The sequence below is a fragment of the Tetragenococcus halophilus genome (assembly GCF_001712815.1).
GTDB lineage: Bacteria > Bacillota > Bacilli > Lactobacillales > Enterococcaceae > Tetragenococcus > Tetragenococcus halophilus.
Map to the genome: position 1 here is coordinate 1467265 of NZ_CP012047.1, position 16306 is coordinate 1483570.

18 protein-coding genes and 2 tRNA genes are annotated in these 16306 nt (G+C 36.6%); 2 read left to right on the forward strand and 18 right to left on the reverse strand.

Annotation, left to right across the window (positions count from 1 at the left end; genetic code table 11):
* Window positions 1-2: 2 nt before the first annotated feature.
* The 3 genes from pstA to AC806_RS06860 all read right to left on the reverse strand — a co-directional run bounded on the left by pstA (window position 3) and on the right by AC806_RS06860 (window position 2771).
* A complete protein-coding gene (pstA, locus tag AC806_RS06850) occupies window positions 3-887 on the reverse strand; it encodes a phosphate ABC transporter permease PstA (protein WP_014125107.1) in 885 nt (294 codons plus the stop codon).
* The gene (gene pstC / locus AC806_RS06855; protein ID WP_014125108.1) at window positions 887-1807 is read right to left on the reverse strand and encodes a phosphate ABC transporter permease subunit PstC; all 921 of its coding nucleotides are present in this window, start codon (window positions 1805-1807) and stop codon (window positions 887-889) included. Before pstC ends, pstA begins: the two co-directional genes overlap by 1 nt.
* 109 nt (window positions 1808-1916) lie before the next feature.
* Window positions 1917-2771 (reverse strand): phosphate ABC transporter substrate-binding protein PstS, encoded by an 855-nt coding sequence (locus tag AC806_RS06860; protein WP_061839922.1) that lies wholly within the window; start codon window positions 2769-2771, stop codon window positions 1917-1919.
* Between the two features lie 627 nt (window positions 2772-3398).
* Between AC806_RS06860 and AC806_RS06865 the strand changes: the two genes are divergently transcribed.
* Window positions 3399-4250: an aldo/keto reductase gene (locus AC806_RS06865; protein ID WP_014125110.1), complete on the forward strand. Its 852-nt coding sequence runs from the start codon at window positions 3399-3401 to the stop codon at window positions 4248-4250.
* Between the two features lie 56 nt (window positions 4251-4306).
* Here AC806_RS06865 and ftsX read toward each other — a convergent pair whose 3' ends face one another.
* The 9 genes from ftsX to AC806_RS06910 all read right to left on the reverse strand — a co-directional run bounded on the left by ftsX (window position 4307) and on the right by AC806_RS06910 (window position 13409).
* Entirely contained in the window at window positions 4307-5191 is an 885-nt protein-coding gene (ftsX, locus tag AC806_RS06870) for a permease-like cell division protein FtsX (protein WP_069029038.1), read from the reverse strand.
* Window positions 5184-5870 carry a cell division ATP-binding protein FtsE gene (gene ftsE, locus AC806_RS06875; RefSeq protein ID WP_069029039.1) on the reverse strand — a complete coding sequence of 229 codons (687 nt, stop codon included), beginning with the start codon at window positions 5868-5870 and terminating at the stop codon, window positions 5184-5186. The genes ftsX and ftsE overlap by 8 nt, the downstream gene beginning before the upstream one ends.
* A gap of 106 nt (window positions 5871-5976) precedes the next feature.
* Window positions 5977-7087, reverse strand: a protein-coding gene (prfB, locus tag AC806_RS06880) for a peptide chain release factor 2 (RefSeq protein ID WP_103103564.1) whose coding sequence is annotated in 2 segments (ribosomal slippage) — window positions 5977-7014 and window positions 7016-7087 — 1110 coding nt in all. Because the reading frame shifts where the segments join, the coding sequence is not laid out codon by codon here.
* Between the two features lie 95 nt (window positions 7088-7182).
* Window positions 7183-9696, reverse strand: coding sequence for a preprotein translocase subunit SecA (secA, locus tag AC806_RS06885; protein WP_069029041.1), 2514 nt, complete (start codon window positions 9694-9696; stop codon window positions 7183-7185).
* 278 nt (window positions 9697-9974) lie between these two features.
* Window positions 9975-10529, reverse strand: a complete 555-nt coding sequence (hpf, locus tag AC806_RS06890; RefSeq protein ID WP_014125115.1) for a ribosome hibernation-promoting factor, HPF/YfiA family — start codon at window positions 10527-10529, stop codon at window positions 9975-9977.
* A 123-nt stretch (window positions 10530-10652) separates the two neighbouring features.
* Window positions 10653-11330 carry a ComF family protein gene (locus AC806_RS06895; RefSeq protein ID WP_069029042.1) on the reverse strand — a complete coding sequence of 226 codons (678 nt, stop codon included), beginning with the start codon at window positions 11328-11330 and terminating at the stop codon, window positions 10653-10655.
* Window positions 11327-12634 carry an ATP-dependent helicase ComFA gene (locus tag AC806_RS06900; protein ID WP_069029043.1) on the reverse strand — a complete coding sequence of 436 codons (1308 nt, stop codon included), beginning with the start codon at window positions 12632-12634 and terminating at the stop codon, window positions 11327-11329. Before AC806_RS06900 ends, AC806_RS06895 begins: the two co-directional genes overlap by 4 nt.
* 73 nt (window positions 12635-12707) lie before the next feature.
* Window positions 12708-13028: a PTS sugar transporter subunit IIB gene (locus AC806_RS06905; RefSeq protein WP_069029044.1), complete on the reverse strand. Its 321-nt coding sequence runs from the start codon at window positions 13026-13028 to the stop codon at window positions 12708-12710.
* A gap of 87 nt (window positions 13029-13115) precedes the next feature.
* Window positions 13116-13409 (reverse strand): DUF7662 domain-containing protein, encoded by a 294-nt coding sequence (locus AC806_RS06910; RefSeq protein WP_014125119.1) that lies wholly within the window; start codon window positions 13407-13409, stop codon window positions 13116-13118.
* 127 nt (window positions 13410-13536) lie between these two features.
* On the opposite strand from AC806_RS06910, the gene AC806_RS06915 reads away from it, so the two are divergent.
* On the forward strand, window positions 13537-14169 hold the full coding sequence (locus tag AC806_RS06915; protein ID WP_069029045.1) for a YigZ family protein: 633 nt from the start codon (window positions 13537-13539) through the stop codon (window positions 14167-14169).
* A 44-nt stretch (window positions 14170-14213) separates the two neighbouring features.
* Here AC806_RS06915 and AC806_RS06920 read toward each other — a convergent pair whose 3' ends face one another.
* The 6 genes from AC806_RS06920 to yidD form a co-directional block, all read right to left on the reverse strand.
* Window positions 14214-14903, reverse strand: coding sequence for a GntR family transcriptional regulator (locus AC806_RS06920; RefSeq protein WP_371862648.1), 690 nt, complete (start codon window positions 14901-14903; stop codon window positions 14214-14216).
* Between the two features lie 106 nt (window positions 14904-15009).
* Entirely contained in the window at window positions 15010-15174 is a 165-nt protein-coding gene (locus tag AC806_RS12040) for a hypothetical protein (RefSeq protein ID WP_014125122.1), read from the reverse strand.
* Between the two features lie 132 nt (window positions 15175-15306).
* A tRNA-Gln gene (locus tag AC806_RS06925) sits at window positions 15307-15378 on the reverse strand.
* A gap of 1 nt (window position 15379) precedes the next feature.
* Window positions 15380-15463 (reverse strand) — tRNA-Tyr (locus AC806_RS06930).
* A gap of 78 nt (window positions 15464-15541) precedes the next feature.
* Entirely contained in the window at window positions 15542-15775 is a 234-nt protein-coding gene (locus tag AC806_RS06935; protein WP_014125123.1) for a DUF2969 domain-containing protein, read from the reverse strand.
* Window positions 15776-15960: 185 nt separating this feature from the next.
* Entirely contained in the window at window positions 15961-16236 is a 276-nt protein-coding gene (gene yidD, locus AC806_RS06940) for a membrane protein insertion efficiency factor YidD (RefSeq protein ID WP_014125124.1), read from the reverse strand.
* Window positions 16237-16306: the final 70 nt, after the last annotated feature.

Here is a 16306-nt window from a genome sequence, read left to right on the forward strand (position 1 = left end):
AATCAAGCAGACGTGATCTTTTTATATAATTTCTTTCCTACAGCGCGTGCACTAAAATTAAATAGTAATACTGCAAGGATTAAAACAGCTGAAGCTCCTGCAGAAACTGCATCTCCATCAGGCATAGTCCCTTCTGAATTTATTTTCCAAATGTGTACAGCTAATGTTTCTGCTTGCCGGAATAAACCAATCGGACTTGAAACACTCAGTGGATTCCAATTGGTGAAATCCAAAGCAGGTGCACTTTGTCCCGCTGTATAAATTAAAGCCGCTGCTTCACCAAAAATACGACCAGAACTTATGATGACACCACTCAAAATACCTGGTGTCGCTGCTGGCAAGATCACATGCAGCACGGTTTCCCAACGAGAAAGTCCTAAAGCTAAACCGGCTTCTCTTTGTGTATGATGGATAGCGTTCAAGGATTCTTCAATATTTCTCGTTAATAGTGGTAAATTGAAAAAGGTTAAGGCTAAAGCACCCGAAATAATGGAAAATCCATATTGAAACTGGACAACAAAAATCAAGAAGCCAAATAAACCGACAACAACAGAAGGTAGAGAACTTAAAATTTCTACTGAAGTCCGAATGACATCGGTTAACCAATTTTTCTTCGCATATTCAGATAAATAAATTCCTGAACCCAAAGAGATCGGAAAACTAATTAGCATCGTAATCAACAATAAATAAAAAGAGTTAAACAATTGAATACCAATTCCCCCGCCTACTTGATAGGCTTTTGCGGGTTGAGTTAAAAATTCCCATGAAATATGAGGCAGGCCACGAATAAGTATATATAATAATAAAAAGGCAAGAATCAAAACAAGAAAAGCAGCAATCGCGTAAAGTACACCTGTCGCAATTTTATCCCAACGTTTTGCTTTCATTATTTCATCGCTCCCTTCTTACCGATCATACGAATAGCTATATTAAATATCAATGACATTAATAGTAAAATTAAAGCAAGCGACCAAAGTACATTGTTTTCAACAGTTCCCATAATGGTATTTCCAATCCCCATTGTCAAAATTGAAGTTAATGTTGAAGCGGGTGTTACTAAACTAGTTGGCATTAATGCAGCATTTCCAATAACCATTTGAATAGCTAAAGCCTCTCCAAAAGCACGCGCCATACCAAAAACCACGGCCGTTAAAATACCGGGAATAGCTGCTCGTAGTACCACTTTATATATTGTTTGCCAACGTGTCGCGCCTAAGGCAAGTGAAGCTTCACGATAATGACGGGGTACAGCTTTTAAGGCATCTACTGTCATTGTCGTTACCGTTGGTAAAATCATAACAAATAAAACAAAGGTCCCAGCTAAAATACCAAATCCTGTACCGCCAAAAATATAACGAATAGCAGGTACAATAATAGACAAGCCGATAAAACCATAAACAACGGAAGGAATACCGACAAGTAATTCGATAACAGGTTGTAAAAACTTTTGCCCGTTTTTAGGCGAGATCTCAACCATAAAGACCGCTGCGCCAATGGCAAAGGGTGTAGCAACGATTGCCGATAAAAAAGTCACCATAAAGGAACCAATAATCATGGGTAGTGCTCCTACCATTGGTTGCCCGTCCGATCCTACTTGCCCAGGGTTCCATTCTGTTCCGAATAAAAAGTCCATAACATTTACATTGTCAACAAAAAATGTAGCCAGTCCTTTGCTAGCGACAAAATAAAAGATGGATAATACAACTAGTACGATAATAGAAATACACAAAAAACTAAGTAGTTTTCCACGTCGTTCTAGCTTGGATTTTTTCGATTTTTTGGTTAGCACTTCTTTTACGTTTTCCAAAAGGTTTCCTCCTTATTTCCTATTACCCTTTTAAGTCTAACGTTACAATATCAATTTTTAATGAAGAGCTTGTAAAGTTCACACGAAGTTTGTAAAGTTTATGTAAATGCTACTCTACAATATCTCCGTTAGCATCACGTTCAACTTCCATCTGTGATACCGGGATATAACCAAGTTCTCCTACTAGATTTTTTTGTATCTCTTCTGAAAGAGTATAATCCAAAAATTCTTTTGTTAAGCCTTTAGGTTCACCATTTGTATACATATGTTCATAAGACCAAATCGGCCAATCATTGGTGGTCACATTTTCATCTGTAGGTTCAACATTATCAATGGATAGGGTATCCACGTCATTGGTGACATAAGAAAAAGCAATATAACTAATTGCTCCTGGGGTATCACTGACGATTTGCCTAACCATTCCGCTTGAATCTTGTTCTTGAGCGGAAACTGCATTTTCATCATCAAGTATCCATTTTTCAAAAGTATCTCTAGTGCCACTACCAGAAGCGCGGTTCAAAATAACGATGTCCTGATTTTCCCCCCCAAGCTCTTTCCAATTAGTAATTTCTCCTAGAAATATTTGTTTCAATTCATCTTTAGATAAATTTTTTACACCTACTTCTTTATTGATAATAGGTGTAATACCAATAACCGCTACGCGATGATCGACTAACTGACTTGCATCTATACCATCTTTTTCTTCTGCAAACATATCAGAGTTTCCGATATCCACTGCACCAGACTGCACTTGACTCAAACCAGTACCGCTGCCGCCACCTTGAACATTCACAAATTGGCCGGGTCGATCTTGTTGAAATTCTTCAGCTACTGTCTCAACCAAAGGCTGCAAAGCAGAGGATCCAACGGCTGTTACCGATTCTCCTTGATCGATCCATTTACTACAACCAGAAAGGATCATCGTAAAAGCAATTGTCAACAATATCATTAACTTTTTTTTCATTAGTGTACTCCTTTATTTGAATCGTGTTATACGACAAAATTGCCGTTTTCATGACTAATGACAAATATGATCTTCTTTATTTTAGCATGTTTCATTTTAGTTAAAAACCTTATTTTACTGTTCTGCTGAATTAAAGCGTTTTATATTTTAAACTGCCATTGCAGAATTTTAATTGGTAATTTTTAAATTAAAAATTCCTTAAAATAGGCTAAAAAAAAGCTCCCTGATATCTTGAACATAGGGAGTGAAACTCTTATTACTTCTCCTTAATCAATCTATTTGTTCACATGTTACTCTAAATTTTCTAGTGGACAAGTAAATAGTAAATCACGGACAAAAGTTCGACAATCTATTATCTGAAAATGAAATCACGGACAATAGTTTAGAAAACCCTTATCTGAGAATCCAAACACGGAGAGAGAATTGGAAAAGTTTTAACTGAAAGACAAGGATACAACCTTTATTTTATTAAACCGAGCGCTTCTCAACGTTTTATTCTTTGTCCAATAGCCTTGAATTGCTTAGTGTTTTCCCTTGAAGACTTCCATGTTACTACTTTATTTGACTTTTATTTTCCCCCACGATACGGTTGTTGTATAGTAACTTTTAAATAAGGAGGAATAATTGATGGCAATACCAACATTTCAACTAAGTGATGGAACCTTACTACCTGCCGTCGGGTTTGGTACTTCGGGCTTAAAAGGTTCAGAAGGCATTCGCGTAATCTCTTCTGCTATCGATCATGGCTACCGCTTACTAGATACTGGCTATAATTATGAAAATGAAGGAACACTAGGTCAAGCAGTCAAGCAATCAAGTGTAGCACGAGAAGAATTATTACTTTCGTCTAAACTACCTGGACGTCATCACAAGTACCATGCAGCAATTTCTGCTATTCAAGAATCTTTATATCGTGCGGGTTTGGATTATTATGATCTTTATCTTATTCACTGGCCAAATCCTAAACGTGATGAATACGTCGAAGCTTGGCAGGCACTGATCGATGCACAACGTTTCGGCCTTGTTCGTTCAATCGGTGTATCGAATTTCTTGCCGGAACACTTGGACAAGTTAAAAAAAGAAACTGGGATTCTTCCAGCTGTAAATCAAGTTGAACTACATCCTTTGTTTAGCCAGCCCGAACAACGAGACTATCACAAAAAACATCAGATCTTAACAGAAGCCTGGAGTCCGCTAGGCGGTATTGATCATAAGTTAAGCAAACCTATTACTGAGCTACCACTATTGGTTGATTTAGCTGAAAAATACCATAAAAATGTGGGACAAATTATTTTACGCTGGGAATACCAACTAGGGGCGCTTCCTTTACCATTATCTCGTAATCCAAAAAGGCAAACGCAAAACCTTGATATCTTTGATTTTGAATTAACAACAGACGAATTGCAACAAATCATTGCTTTAGATCAAAAAGAGGCCCGGGTTTCAGCACAAGACCCACGTACTCATGAAGAATTATAATACCATAACGCAAAAAAAGCAGCTAGATGAACCAGCTGCTTTTTTTATATCTTTTTCTAAAATTTCAAGAAACGGCGCATTGAAAACGCAGAACCGACCGAACCAATGACAATACCAATAACGGCAAGTAAAAGGCTCATTTGCCAGTTAAATGATCCTGGTTGTAACAAGCTAAAGTTTGATCGTTCTAATATTGGGTTGACGAGCTCGTAAACTTTATTATATCCGGCATACATTAAAATAATCGGTATGATGGATCCTATCAAACCGATCCACCCACCTTCAAGAAAGAACGGCCAACGGATGTAACCATTTTTAGCACCCACTAAGCGCATAACCTGAATTTCTTGTTTCCGTGTGAGAATCGTCATTCGAATCGTATTAGAAATCAAAAAGATCGCTACGATAATTAAAACAATCGAACCAATCAATCCCCAAGTCCGTGTTCTTTGCGCAATGCTAAAAATTCTGTCGGAAAGATCTTCGCCATAAGAGGCATCATGAACATATTCGGTCATACCATTGGCTTCTTCAGTGATATCTTCTACATATTGTGGATCATCAGCTCTGAGAATAAAGACATCGAGCAAGGGATTATCTTGGTCAAACAAGTCCCAAGAATCACCATATGAAGCTTGAACTCTTGCTAACTCTTCATCTTTGCTAGAAAAATCAATGGATTCCACATGAGGAATTTCTTCCAAATTATTTCTTAATTCTTTTTTCTCATCTTCGTCTGTTTCATAGTTAACGTAAACAGACACTTCGACATTGTTTTCCATATCTTGGGCCAATTTTACAGTATTTAAAATAATAACAAGAAACGCGCCCAGTAAGGTTAATGTCACAGTCACTGCCGTAACAGAAGAAACAGTCATCCAACCATTACGTCGTAAACTTTTTAAGCTTTCTAAAACATGTTGGAAAAAATTCCTAAGCATCGTATCCATACTCCCCTTCCGCTTGGTCTCGAATGATTTTACCATTTTCAATAGCGATCACTCGGTGTCGAATCGTATTTACAATGGTTCTGTTATGCGTAGCCATCACAACGGTTGTTCCTTGAGCGTTAATACGATCTAATAATCTCATGATTTCCCAGGAAATTTCTGGATCCAAGTTTCCTGTCGGTTCGTCAGCAATCAAAACTTGAGGTGTATTTACAATCGCCCGTGCAATAGAAACACGTTGTTGTTCCCCACCAGATAATTGGTTTGGAAATACGCGAGCCTTATGTTTTAAACCGACCATCTCTAAAACATCATTCACTCGTTTTTTTACCTCTCTAGGTCTACGTCCAATCACTTGCATAGCATAAGCAACATTTTCATAAACCGTTTTTCTTTCCAACAATTTATAGTCTTGGAATACTACGCCAATTTCACGACGTAAATAAGGCACTTCACGATTTTTAATTTTCATCAAATCATAATCTGCAATCTGCAAATCGCCGCTGGTCGGTTTTTCTTCCCGATACATCAATTTAACAAATGTTGATTTCCCAGCGCCAGAAGGACCAACAACATAGACAAACTCCCCTTGGTCGATCGAAATCGAAAGCCCACGGATAGCTGCTGTGCCATTCGAATATTTTTTGGTTACATCCTTCATTTCAATCATGGCTATCTCTCCTAAACATTTTTAATCACACCGCTTCATTATAGCATGTAAATATTTCATTGTTTTTTCTTGAAGTTACATTTTCTTTTCAATTTAATAACTTTTCTCAATCTTTATTGTTTAATTCCATCTTCAAATAGGCATCGATAAACTCATCTATTTGACCATCCATAACTGCTTCGGTGTTTCCTGTTTCATGATCTGTACGATGGTCTTTGACCATTTGATATGGATGAAAAACATAGGAACGAATTTGCGATCCCCAACCAATTTCAAGCTGTTCTCCACGCAAGGCAGCTTGCTCTTGTTCTTGTTTTTCGCGTTCTTGTTGATACAACTTCGCTTTTAACATATTCATCGCTTGTTCTCGATTTTTTATTTGAGAACGTTGCGCTTGACTGGCCGCCACCGTACCGGTCGGCAAGTGGGTAATCCGTACAGCCGATTCTGTTTTATTGATATGTTGTCCACCAGCCCCACTCGCACGATAGGTGTCTATTTTCAGTTCATCCGGATTGATTTCAATAGCAATAGATTCATCCATTTCTGGCATTACTTCAATCGAGCAAAATGATGTATGACGTCTTTTAGCTGAATCAAAAGGAGAAATACGGACCAGACGATGTACACCTTTTTCTGATTTTAAAAGACCGTAAGCATTGTGACCCTTAATCAAAAGTGTCACACTTTTGATACCGGCTTCTTCAGCTGCTTGATAATCAATCGTTTCTATTTGAAAATGATGATTTTCAGCCCAGCGAGTATACATCCGTAACAGCATACTCCCCCAATCTTGCGACTCAGTGCCACCTGCGCCTGGATGAAGTTCGACAATTGCATTATTACGATCATATGGTTCATCTAAAAGTAATGCCAGTTCATAGTCCGCCATTTCTTTTTGTAGTTTAACTATTTTGTCGTCCAATTCAGCGGCTAAGTCGCTATCTGCTTCTTCTTGCAACATTTCAAGCAAGACTTCAGCATCTTCGACGCCTTTAGCCAAATGATTAAAATTATCATAGGTTTCTTTTTTTCGATTATTTTCATTAATAACTTTTTGCGCTTTTTCCTGGTCGTCCCAAAAGGAAGGATCCGCCATTTGATTTTCCGCTTGTGCAATATCTTCTTCTAACTGATCAAGGTCAAAGAGACCCCCTAAAGCTAGCGATTTGTTCTTTCATCTCATCAATTTGTTTACGGATTTCTGTAAGTTCCATGAATGTACCTTCTTTCTTCAAACGTGGCTATCATACCATTTTTTGCTACATTGCGCAAAATAAGACTGGGCAATATTGTCCAGCCTTATTTGTTTTTATTTTTTGCCATGGCAATTTTTGTATTTTTTCCCACTACCACAAGGACAAGGATCATTACGTCCTACTTTTTTTACATTTACAGGCCGTTTTTTAGCGCTATTCGTATTTTCTGTATTTGTTTGTTCTGCTTCGCCCTGAGCAACTTGTTCACGTTGTACATTTTGGCGAATTTCAGCTTTCATAAACAAACGAGTCACATCGTATTCTATAGCACCAATCATGTTTTCATACATGGTAAAACCTTCGCTTTGATACTCAACCAAAGGATTATTTTGCCCATAGGCACGTAAACCAATCGATTGACGCAATTGATCCATCGCATCAATATGATCCGTCCATTTTGTATCAACAACACGTAAAATCACAACTTTTTCAAATTCTAACAGTTGTTCCGGGCTGTTTAGTTGCTCCGCTTTTTCATCAAATTTCCCTTGAGCAAGTTGGTATAAGTAATCTGTTACTTCTTGGGCTGTTTTACCTTTTAAATCTTCTACGGTGATTGCATCTTCATTCACCAAGACACTTCCGGCAAAATCAGCAATACCTTCGTAGTTCAATTGATTTTCTTCAAATTGAGTATGACCAGCAACCGCCCGTTCAATCGTACGTTTTACCATATGCATCAAGGTTTTTGATAATGATTGGTCTTCTAGGATCACTTGTTGCCGTTGTCCATAGATGACTTCACGTTGTTCACGCATCACATCATCGTATTGTAAAACATTTTTACGCGCATCATAGTTATTTCCTTCAACTCGTTTTTGCGCTGATTCAACTTGTCTTGATAACATTCTGCTTTGAATAACAGCATCTTCGTCATCAACTTTCATCCGATCTAAAAAGACTTTAATTCGTTCTGAACCAAAACGCTTCATCAGATCGTCTTCTAGTGATAAGTAGAATTGAGAAATACCTGGATCCCCTTGACGCCCTGAACGGCCACGCAATTGGTTGTCGATTCGGCGTGATTCATGTCGCTCCGTACCAATAACAGCCAGGCCACCTACTTCTGCAACACCTGGCCCTAGTTTAATGTCTGTTCCACGACCAGCCATGTTCGTTGCAATAGTTACAGCACCTTTTTGTCCAGCATTTAAAATAATTTCTGCCTCTTTAAAGTGGTTTTTAGCGTTTAAAACTTCGTGGGGCACATTTTCCTTATCCAACATATTAGAAAGCAACTCTGAAGTTTCAACAGCTACAGTCCCGACTAGTACAGGTTGTCCTTTACGGTAACGCTCTTTGATATCTTGTGTTACAGCTTTGAATTTACTATTTAAAGTCGGATATAATAAATCTGATCGATCCTCGCGAATGACCGCTTCATTTGTTGGAATTTGGATAACTTCCATATTATAAATTTCGCGGAATTCTTCTTCTTCAGTTTTAGCTGTACCGGTCATCCCCGCGAGCTTATTATACATACGGAAAAAGTTTTGGAAAGTGATTGAAGCCATGGTTTTAGTTTCATCTTCAATATCTACGCCTTCTTTAGCTTCAATCGCTTGATGCAAGCCATCAGAATATCGACGCCCTTCCATTATACGTCCAGTAAACTGGTCTACAATCATTACCTTTCCATCTTGTACAACATAATCATTATCACGAATCATGATATAATTTGCACGTAGCGCTTGATCTAAGTAGTGGGTTAAAGCAGCATTTTCGATATTATAAAGATTTTCCAAGCCAAAATTTTCTTCTGCTTTTTCTATACCCTCTTCTGTAAGACTGATTGTTTTTGATTGTACATCAATTTTATAATCATCTTCTTCTTTCAAACGTTTAACAAAATTATCGGTACGTAAGTAAAGAGCGGTGGATTTTTCCGCCTGTCCAGAAATGATTAACGGCGTTCTTGCTTCATCGATTAAAATTGAATCAACCTCATCTACGATTGCATAGTTAAGTGGACGCTGAACCATTTGGTTAGGATAAACCACCATATTATCTCTTAAATAGTCAAAACCTATTTCACTGTTTGTACTATAGGTAATATCGCTATAATAAGCAGCTCGTTTTTCTTCTGTGGTTTTAGAGTTAACATTTAAACCTACTGTAAGCCCTAAAAAGTTATACAATTCGCCCATTTCAGTAGAGTCACGAGAGGCCAGATAGTCATTGACAGTTACCACATGAACACCTTTTTGCGATAAGGCATTCAAATAAACAGGCATCGTTGCTGTCAATGTTTTTCCTTCCCCAGTACGCATTTCAGAAATATTTCCTTCGTGCAAAACAATCGCACCCATCAACTGTACTCTGAAAGGGTATAAACCTAGTACTCGCTTAGCTGCTTCACGTACAACAGCAAAAGCTTCTGTCAACAAATCATCTAATGTTTCCCCATTATTGTAACGTTGCTTAAATTCATCTGTTTTTTGTCGTATTTCTTCATCAGACAAAGCACTCATCTCGTCCGCTAACGCTTCGATTTTGTTAGCCATACGGCCGAGGCGTTTGATTTCTTTTTTATCATTTTCAATCAATGTTTTAAAAAAGTTGGCCATTCTTATTAAAATCTCCTTTATTAAAAACAATTTAAAAACAGCGAAAACTGTTTTTAAATGACTCATTTATTTATCATTTACTAGAAAGTCTTCACTATATTTTAGCATTTGTTTTATTTGATTGCTACCGTTTTGTGAAAGCTTAACAACGATTTTCATATACTTTAATAATCTAACATGAAAAAGCTCATAGAACAATTCTATGAGCTTTATATTAGTAAAAATTTCAAAAAGAACGCAAAGACTCCAGTTAACTGAAGTCTTTGCTTGTTTAAATATTAGTCTGTTTCAATTAACCCGTATTTCCCATCTTTACGACGATAAACGATACTTGTTCCCGTCGTATCCGCATCTTCAAAAATGAAAAAGTTATGTCCTAACATATTCATTTGTAAAACAGCTTCTTCACTATCCATTGGTTTTAATGAAAGACGTTTTGTACGAACGATGTCAAGGTCGGAGCCATTATTTTCTTCTGGCTCTTCATCTTCAAAAAAGACTTCTTGATTAGCTTCAGGTTTGGATGCTTCACGTTTTTTCCGATTAATTTTTGTTTTAAATTTACGGACTTGGCGTTCCAATTTATCAACAACTAAGTCGATACTTCCGTATAGATCAGGCGAAGTTTCTTCAGCGCGCAAGACGAGATAAGGTAGTGGAATCGTTACTTCCGCTTTAGCCGTTTTCTCCGTGTAAACTTTTAAATTTACATGAGCTGTTGCTTCAGGCACGTCATTAAAATAACGTTCTAATTTACCAACTTTTTTCTCCACATAATCGCGAATCGCCTGAGTAACTTCTATATTTTCTCCTCGAACATTGTAACTGAACATAACAATTGCCCCTTTCATCTGCCAATTAAAGAAGATAAAAAAGTTCTTTTTCCTCTTCTTATATTCATTATATCGAACTTTGGTATAAATGCAAAAGAAATCGTTAACAATTTTACCTTCTTTTTAACGAGCAAGAGAAAAAGTATGAAGCACTTTTGGTTGATAAGTTTGTAATATTTCAGCAGCGTGAAAAAGTGTTCTACCAGTCGTATAAACATCATCTACCAATAATACTTTTTTATTTTTTATCTTAGTCGTATTTTCTGTTGCACTAAAGGCTTGAGGTGCCGCTAAGCGCTCTTGCCGGTTTTTTTCAGATTGTGGCGCATTATTTATTTTTTTAACTAATAATTTTTGCGTTTTAATACCAGCTGCTTGCAAAAAAGCTTCTACTTGATTAAATCCACGCTGAAAAAATCGTGCTTCAGACAAAGGAACACTACACACGATCCAATCTTTTTTATAAGAAAAGTAGTGTTGAATTTCAGTTATAAATGTTTTTCTTAAACGAAAATCTCCTAAAAATTTGTATTGGTAAATCCACTCTTTGAAAGCTTCATCATAAGAAAATAAAGCTCGGTGGCAAAAATCATAGTAAGGATAGCTTTGTTGCCATTGTTGGCACTCATCACACATACTTGTCCATCCTGGCTTAGCACAAGTAGGACAAGCCGGACTTGTGATTTGCGCAAATTTTTCTTGGCAAAGATAACAACGCTGACTACTTATAGAAAAGGGAAAAAGTAGTTCTTTAACAGTCAGATTCCGAATAATTTCACACTGGCAATAACTACATCTCATGAGGCGATCCACTCCTTAGCCAAGCGATTCATCTTCTTGATCTCCTGACAAGCATCTCGGATAGCCTGTGTTTGCTGATTATAAAAAAAGACTACCTGTCCATGTTGATAACTTCCCTTACGATCAACACGACCTGCAATTTGTACCAAAGCTGATTTACTATAAATTTTATGATTTGCGCCCATAACTATGACAGAAATATGTTCAAAAGTCACACCACGCTCAAGAATCGTAGTACAAAATAAAACACGGTAGATGCCATCGCGCATATTTTGAACTTTTTCTTCTCTTTGTTTATCCAAAGAAGAGACACAGTCCATTTTTATTGAACGAAAAAAATAACTTACCCTTTTGTATAAATTCTGCATATAACTAATGCTAGGACAAAAAACGAGTACATCATTATCTTCTAATAGTTTTTTTAAATAAGCTACAAATTTCTTTATCTTCCAATTTGAGTAATAACAGTGCTGCCAACTTTCATACCAAATTAATTGAGGAACAACTAAGGGTCGTTCGTGAAAGCGAATAGGTAATTTTTCAATACAAAAAGTCTTTTTTAAAGAACTTAATAGATGATTAGGTGGGGTCGCACTTAAATAAATATATTTTCCATCTTTTTTTAAGGCGTTTTTCTGAGCAAATGCCAATGTTTTATCTCCTTCATAAGGAAAAGCATCCACTTCATCAATGATCAATAAATCGAAAGCCTGATAAAAATGCAGTAACTGATGGGTGGTACAAATGGTCAAAGCATTATAACGGTACTTTTGCTCAGAATCACCATATAAAAGTAAAGTTTCTTCCTTTGGAAAAACTTCATTAATCCGTGGATACAGTTCTCGGCAAACATCAATTCTAGGAGAAGAAATTGCTAAGCGCCCGCCTTTTTGTAGACAATCACGCACAACTGAAAAAATCATTTCCGTCTTGCCTGAACCCGTAACGGCCCATATCAGTGTATTTTTATCCTTTTGATAATTCTTTAAAACATTGTCTGACACCTTTTGTTGTGCTGGCGTTAACTTTCCTTGCCAAGTAAAACGAACCTCGCGCGGCGCCTTCTTTGTCTCATTTTGCGTTACTAGATAAGTCTGAGTACTTAAACGACCAAATTGAATACAATAAGGACAATAGTATTCTTTACTGGATAGCTGATTTTCATTCTTGGAAAAATAACTCCCGCAGCGTTGGCAACTCACCTGATTTGTGACCAACAAAGCTTTACGACACTGAAAAGAGTCATCGAGTTGAGAAAGTTCGCCTTTTAACATTCCTTTTTGTCGTCCATATAATTCTTCCATATTTATCACCTCAATGATAAATACGCAAAAAAAGCAGAAATCTTTTTTTGACTCCTGCCCTTTTCAACATTTTTTATTCATTAATTAAATTAAGTGCTTGATTTAAAACATTTTTACCGTTCATCATTCCATAATCTGACATGTCGATTACATCTACCGGAATTTGTTTAGATGCTAGTTTCTTCTCAAAGTCAGCTTTCATAAAGCGAACTTGTGGACCCAATAATAAAACATTTACATCCTTATTTTCCAATTGTATATCTGCTTCTGATGATGATACTGCAAAGATATCTGAGTCAATTTCTTTTTCTTCAGCAGCCCTTTGCATTTTAGTCACCAACAAACTTGTACTCATCCCAGCAGAACATACGAGCATAATTGTTTTTTTGGCCATGATAAATCTCCCCCTCCACTTTTAAAACTAAAAGCAACAAAGTATATCTTTAATTATAAAGTTTTTCCAACCATTGTCAACGTTTCCTTAATCCATCGGTCTAATCCAACTTGATTTAAGCAATGGTCGAAAAAGAACAAACTCTTTTTCTAAGTTAACATGAACAACTTCGTAATTGGCATTTAACCAAGCATAAGCACCATTTTCAGGATGTAAATAATCATTTGTCCACCAGTCAACAGAGGTGCGAGCAGACCTCGGAAGTCCACGAGCAGGAAACAATAACTCATCAAATTGAGTAAAAGTTAATGTGACTTGTGTGCCACCATTATTTTTAAGATATTTAGTGATCACATCATATTTTTTTCTTCTTCCTGCCATGCCAACCCCTCCTTATTTCCATTATCACGCCTGAAAGAACAAAATGCAACTTTTAAGCGAAATACTGCCATCTAACTTTTAACTATATTATACTAATAAATGAAAGTAAAAAACAGAGGTGAAATAGATGCTTGAAAGTTATCGTACGATTCAAAAAGATGGACAATCGGAATTAGAAATTAAAAAATCGCGCTTTATTTGTTCATTAAAACGAGTATACACTGAGGATGAAGCTAAAGCTTTTATACAAGAATTAAAAAAGAAACATTGTAAAGCCAATCATAATTGTAGTGCCTTTCTCATAGGCGAAGAAAATGAGATACAGCGTTCCAGCGATGATGGCGAACCTTCTGGTACAGCGGGTAACCCCATGTTAGAAGTATTGAAAAAACAGGAACTGATTAATGTTTGCGCAGTCGTTACTCGCTATTTTGGTGGCACAAAATTAGGAGCAGGAGGCTTGATACGCGCTTATTCTCATTCTGTTAGCCATGCCCTAGAAGAAACAAAGATCGTCCAAGGTATTTTACAAGAAGAAATTTATGTCACAATTGATTACCCACTTCTAGGTAAATTACAAAACTTTTTGCAACAACAAGAGTATATGGTTGCTAACACAGAATTTTTAGAAAAAGTTACTTTATGTGTACTTGTCGAAAATTTGGATACTTTTATTGAAGCAGTCACAGAATTATTAAACGATCAAGCCAGCTTTGAAAAAGGTGAGAAACGTTATCATGAACATTTGATAAAAAATTAAGCACTGCCAAGCCCCATTTATATCGGGCCTAGCCGTGCTTAGCTTTATTTTTCTAAGAAAAATTCAAAACGATTGCCTACATACTGGCTGCGCACATATTCAAACGGTGTACCATCTTCAAAATAAGATACTTGTCGCATTAGTAAGATCGCATCGCCTTTTTTTACTTGCAAGTATTCAGCTTTCTTTTCTGATGCAACAACAGCGGAAATGGTTTGATTCGCTCCTCCAATTTTGTGTTGTCCTTTTTCTTCTAGGGTACGATATAAAGAAGCAGAAATCTCCTCTTTACTAAAATCACGGATAATTTTTTCCGGAATACTTGCAACTTCAAAACATATAGGAATACCATCTGCTAGACGAACTCTTTCCATTCGTAAGATGGCTTCATGCTCAGTTAAACTTAAACGCTCCATCTCACTTGAGCTTGGTTGCGTGAAAAAATAAGAAATAGCTTTACTCGAAGGCTTACGCCCTTGAGAAAGCATAATTTCTGTAAAACTTGTCGTACCACTCATTTTTTCCTGTACTTTTTGTCGCGCTACATAAGTACCTGAACCAATCTTTCTTTCTAATATACCTTCATCAGACAGGGTTTGGATGGCTTGTCTTAACGTCATCCGACTGACACCAAACGCTTCAGACAATTCTCTTTCAGAAGGAAGTCGATCACCGATTTTCCAATATTCCGCTTCAATTTTATCTTTGATTTTATCATGAATTTGGAGATACATAGGTAAAGTTTCTGGCAAAGATGCCACCTCCTTCTAAAACATTTTTTAATCGGAAAATGAAAGCCAAACACGCTAATTTAAGTTTAAAGATAGTCATATCCATAAACTAACGAATTTTGGCTTGCCATTTAATGCGTTGGCGAGTTGGACGTTTTTCCTTAACTGCCAGCCCTTTTTTCCCAATATTTACTTCCACATCTTTTTTAGACACATCATAAATAGTCTCCGCTGCTTCAGTAAGTTTTCCTTTTAGATTCTTTCCAAGCTTCATCTTCACACTTCCCTTATTAATTTATTTGGTCTTTTTATTTTTTTCACTGAATGTAAGCTTTCTCTTAGACTATCGCAAAAATTAAATGAAATCAACAAAAAAAGCACCAGAAAAAATCTGATGCCCGCAAAACTGGGATAGCTGGATTCGAACCAGCGCATGATGGAGTCAAAGTCCATTGCCTTACCGCTTGGCTATATCCCAATGGTGGAGGAGAAAGGATTCGAACCTTTGAACCCGAAGGAACGGATTTACAGTCCGCCGCGTTTAGCCACTTCGCTACTCCTCCAAAAAGTCCGGTAAAAAACCTGACTTAAATATAATACAAGATATTTTATATTTTTGCAATCATTTTTGGCAATAAATTTTAATTTTCATGTAAATTCCAACGACGAATAATTGTCTCAATCGCTAGATCCAAAGTTTTACTAGTTCCTAAATCTTCATCATCCGCAAAACTTTGAAATTCTTTTGATCCAAAACTAAGCACTTCACCAATCTGTTTTTTACCAATATATAACTCAGTTACTGGGTAAGTCTGCCCTTTGATATTTCTACTAGATTCTTCACTGTGGACTTCAATTTCTTTATTCTTCTTCAAACTTCTCACCTCGAAATTCATTTTAGCATATTTTCTAGAATAAAATACAAAAATCAAGCTAAAAACTAGCTTATATTTATATCTTGTGTAAAATACTAAAGACCGTATATTCATCTTCACTTACATATTAAATACAATGAACCTCAGGTGCAAGCACCTGAGGACTAAATAGTTTTACGTTTTTTTTAATGGGTTTTATAGCTGTATATTGGCTTTTCTTGATCCACAGTATTTTTCTTTAAAGAAAACTCTTTAGGTACATAGTCAATACCACCTTTGGCAAATGGGTTACAACGTAAAATACGTGCAATCCCCATCACCAAACCTTTAAATGTTCCATGAACTTTTAAAGCTTCTAGCATATAGCTAGAACAGCTAGGATAATAACGGCAACTCGGAGGGAATAAAGGAGAAATAAACCGTTGATATCCTCTGATTAAAATTAAAAAAAACTTTTGCATAAGGTCTGGACTCCTTTTTGAGAAATAAGCAAAATAGCCGAACTACACTGGATGAGATTCGCTCATTCTG

Excerpts from the sequence above, each read along its gene's own strand:
- AC806_RS06895 (WP_069029042.1), bottom strand. The coding sequence starts at position 11,330 with ATGAGATGTAGTTATTGCCAGTGTGAAATTATTCGGAATCTGACTGTT.
- AC806_RS06865 (WP_014125110.1), top strand. The coding sequence starts at position 3,399 with ATGGCAATACCAACATTTCAACTAAGTGATGGAACCTTACTACCTGCC.
- AC806_RS06900 (WP_069029043.1), bottom strand. The coding sequence starts at position 12,634 with ATGGAAGAATTATATGGACGACAAAAAGGAATGTTAAAAGGCGAACTT.
- yidD (WP_014125124.1), bottom strand. The coding sequence starts at position 16,236 with ATGCAAAAGTTTTTTTTAATTTTAATCAGAGGATATCAACGGTTTATT.
- pstA (WP_014125107.1), bottom strand. The coding sequence starts at position 887 with ATGAAAGCAAAACGTTGGGATAAAATTGCGACAGGTGTACTTTACGCG.
- AC806_RS12040 (WP_014125122.1), bottom strand. The coding sequence starts at position 15,174 with ATGAAGCTTGGAAAGAATCTAAAAGGAAAACTTACTGAAGCAGCGGAG.
- AC806_RS06910 (WP_014125119.1), bottom strand. The coding sequence starts at position 13,409 with ATGGCAGGAAGAAGAAAAAAATATGATGTGATCACTAAATATCTTAAA.
- hpf (WP_014125115.1), bottom strand. The coding sequence starts at position 10,529 with ATGTTCAGTTACAATGTTCGAGGAGAAAATATAGAAGTTACTCAGGCG.
- secA (WP_069029041.1), bottom strand. The coding sequence starts at position 9,696 with ATGGCCAACTTTTTTAAAACATTGATTGAAAATGATAAAAAAGAAATC.
- AC806_RS06920 (WP_371862648.1), bottom strand. The coding sequence starts at position 14,903 with ATGTATCTCCAAATTCATGATAAAATCAAAGATAAAATTGAAGCGGAA.
- ftsX (WP_069029038.1), bottom strand. The coding sequence starts at position 5,191 with ATGCTTAGGAATTTTTTCCAACATGTTTTAGAAAGCTTAAAAAGTTTA.
- AC806_RS06915 (WP_069029045.1), top strand. The coding sequence starts at position 13,537 with ATGCTTGAAAGTTATCGTACGATTCAAAAAGATGGACAATCGGAATTA.
- AC806_RS06860 (WP_061839922.1), bottom strand. The coding sequence starts at position 2,771 with ATGAAAAAAAAGTTAATGATATTGTTGACAATTGCTTTTACGATGATC.
- AC806_RS06905 (WP_069029044.1), bottom strand. The coding sequence starts at position 13,028 with ATGGCCAAAAAAACAATTATGCTCGTATGTTCTGCTGGGATGAGTACA.
- ftsE (WP_069029039.1), bottom strand. The coding sequence starts at position 5,870 with ATGATTGAAATGAAGGATGTAACCAAAAAATATTCGAATGGCACAGCA.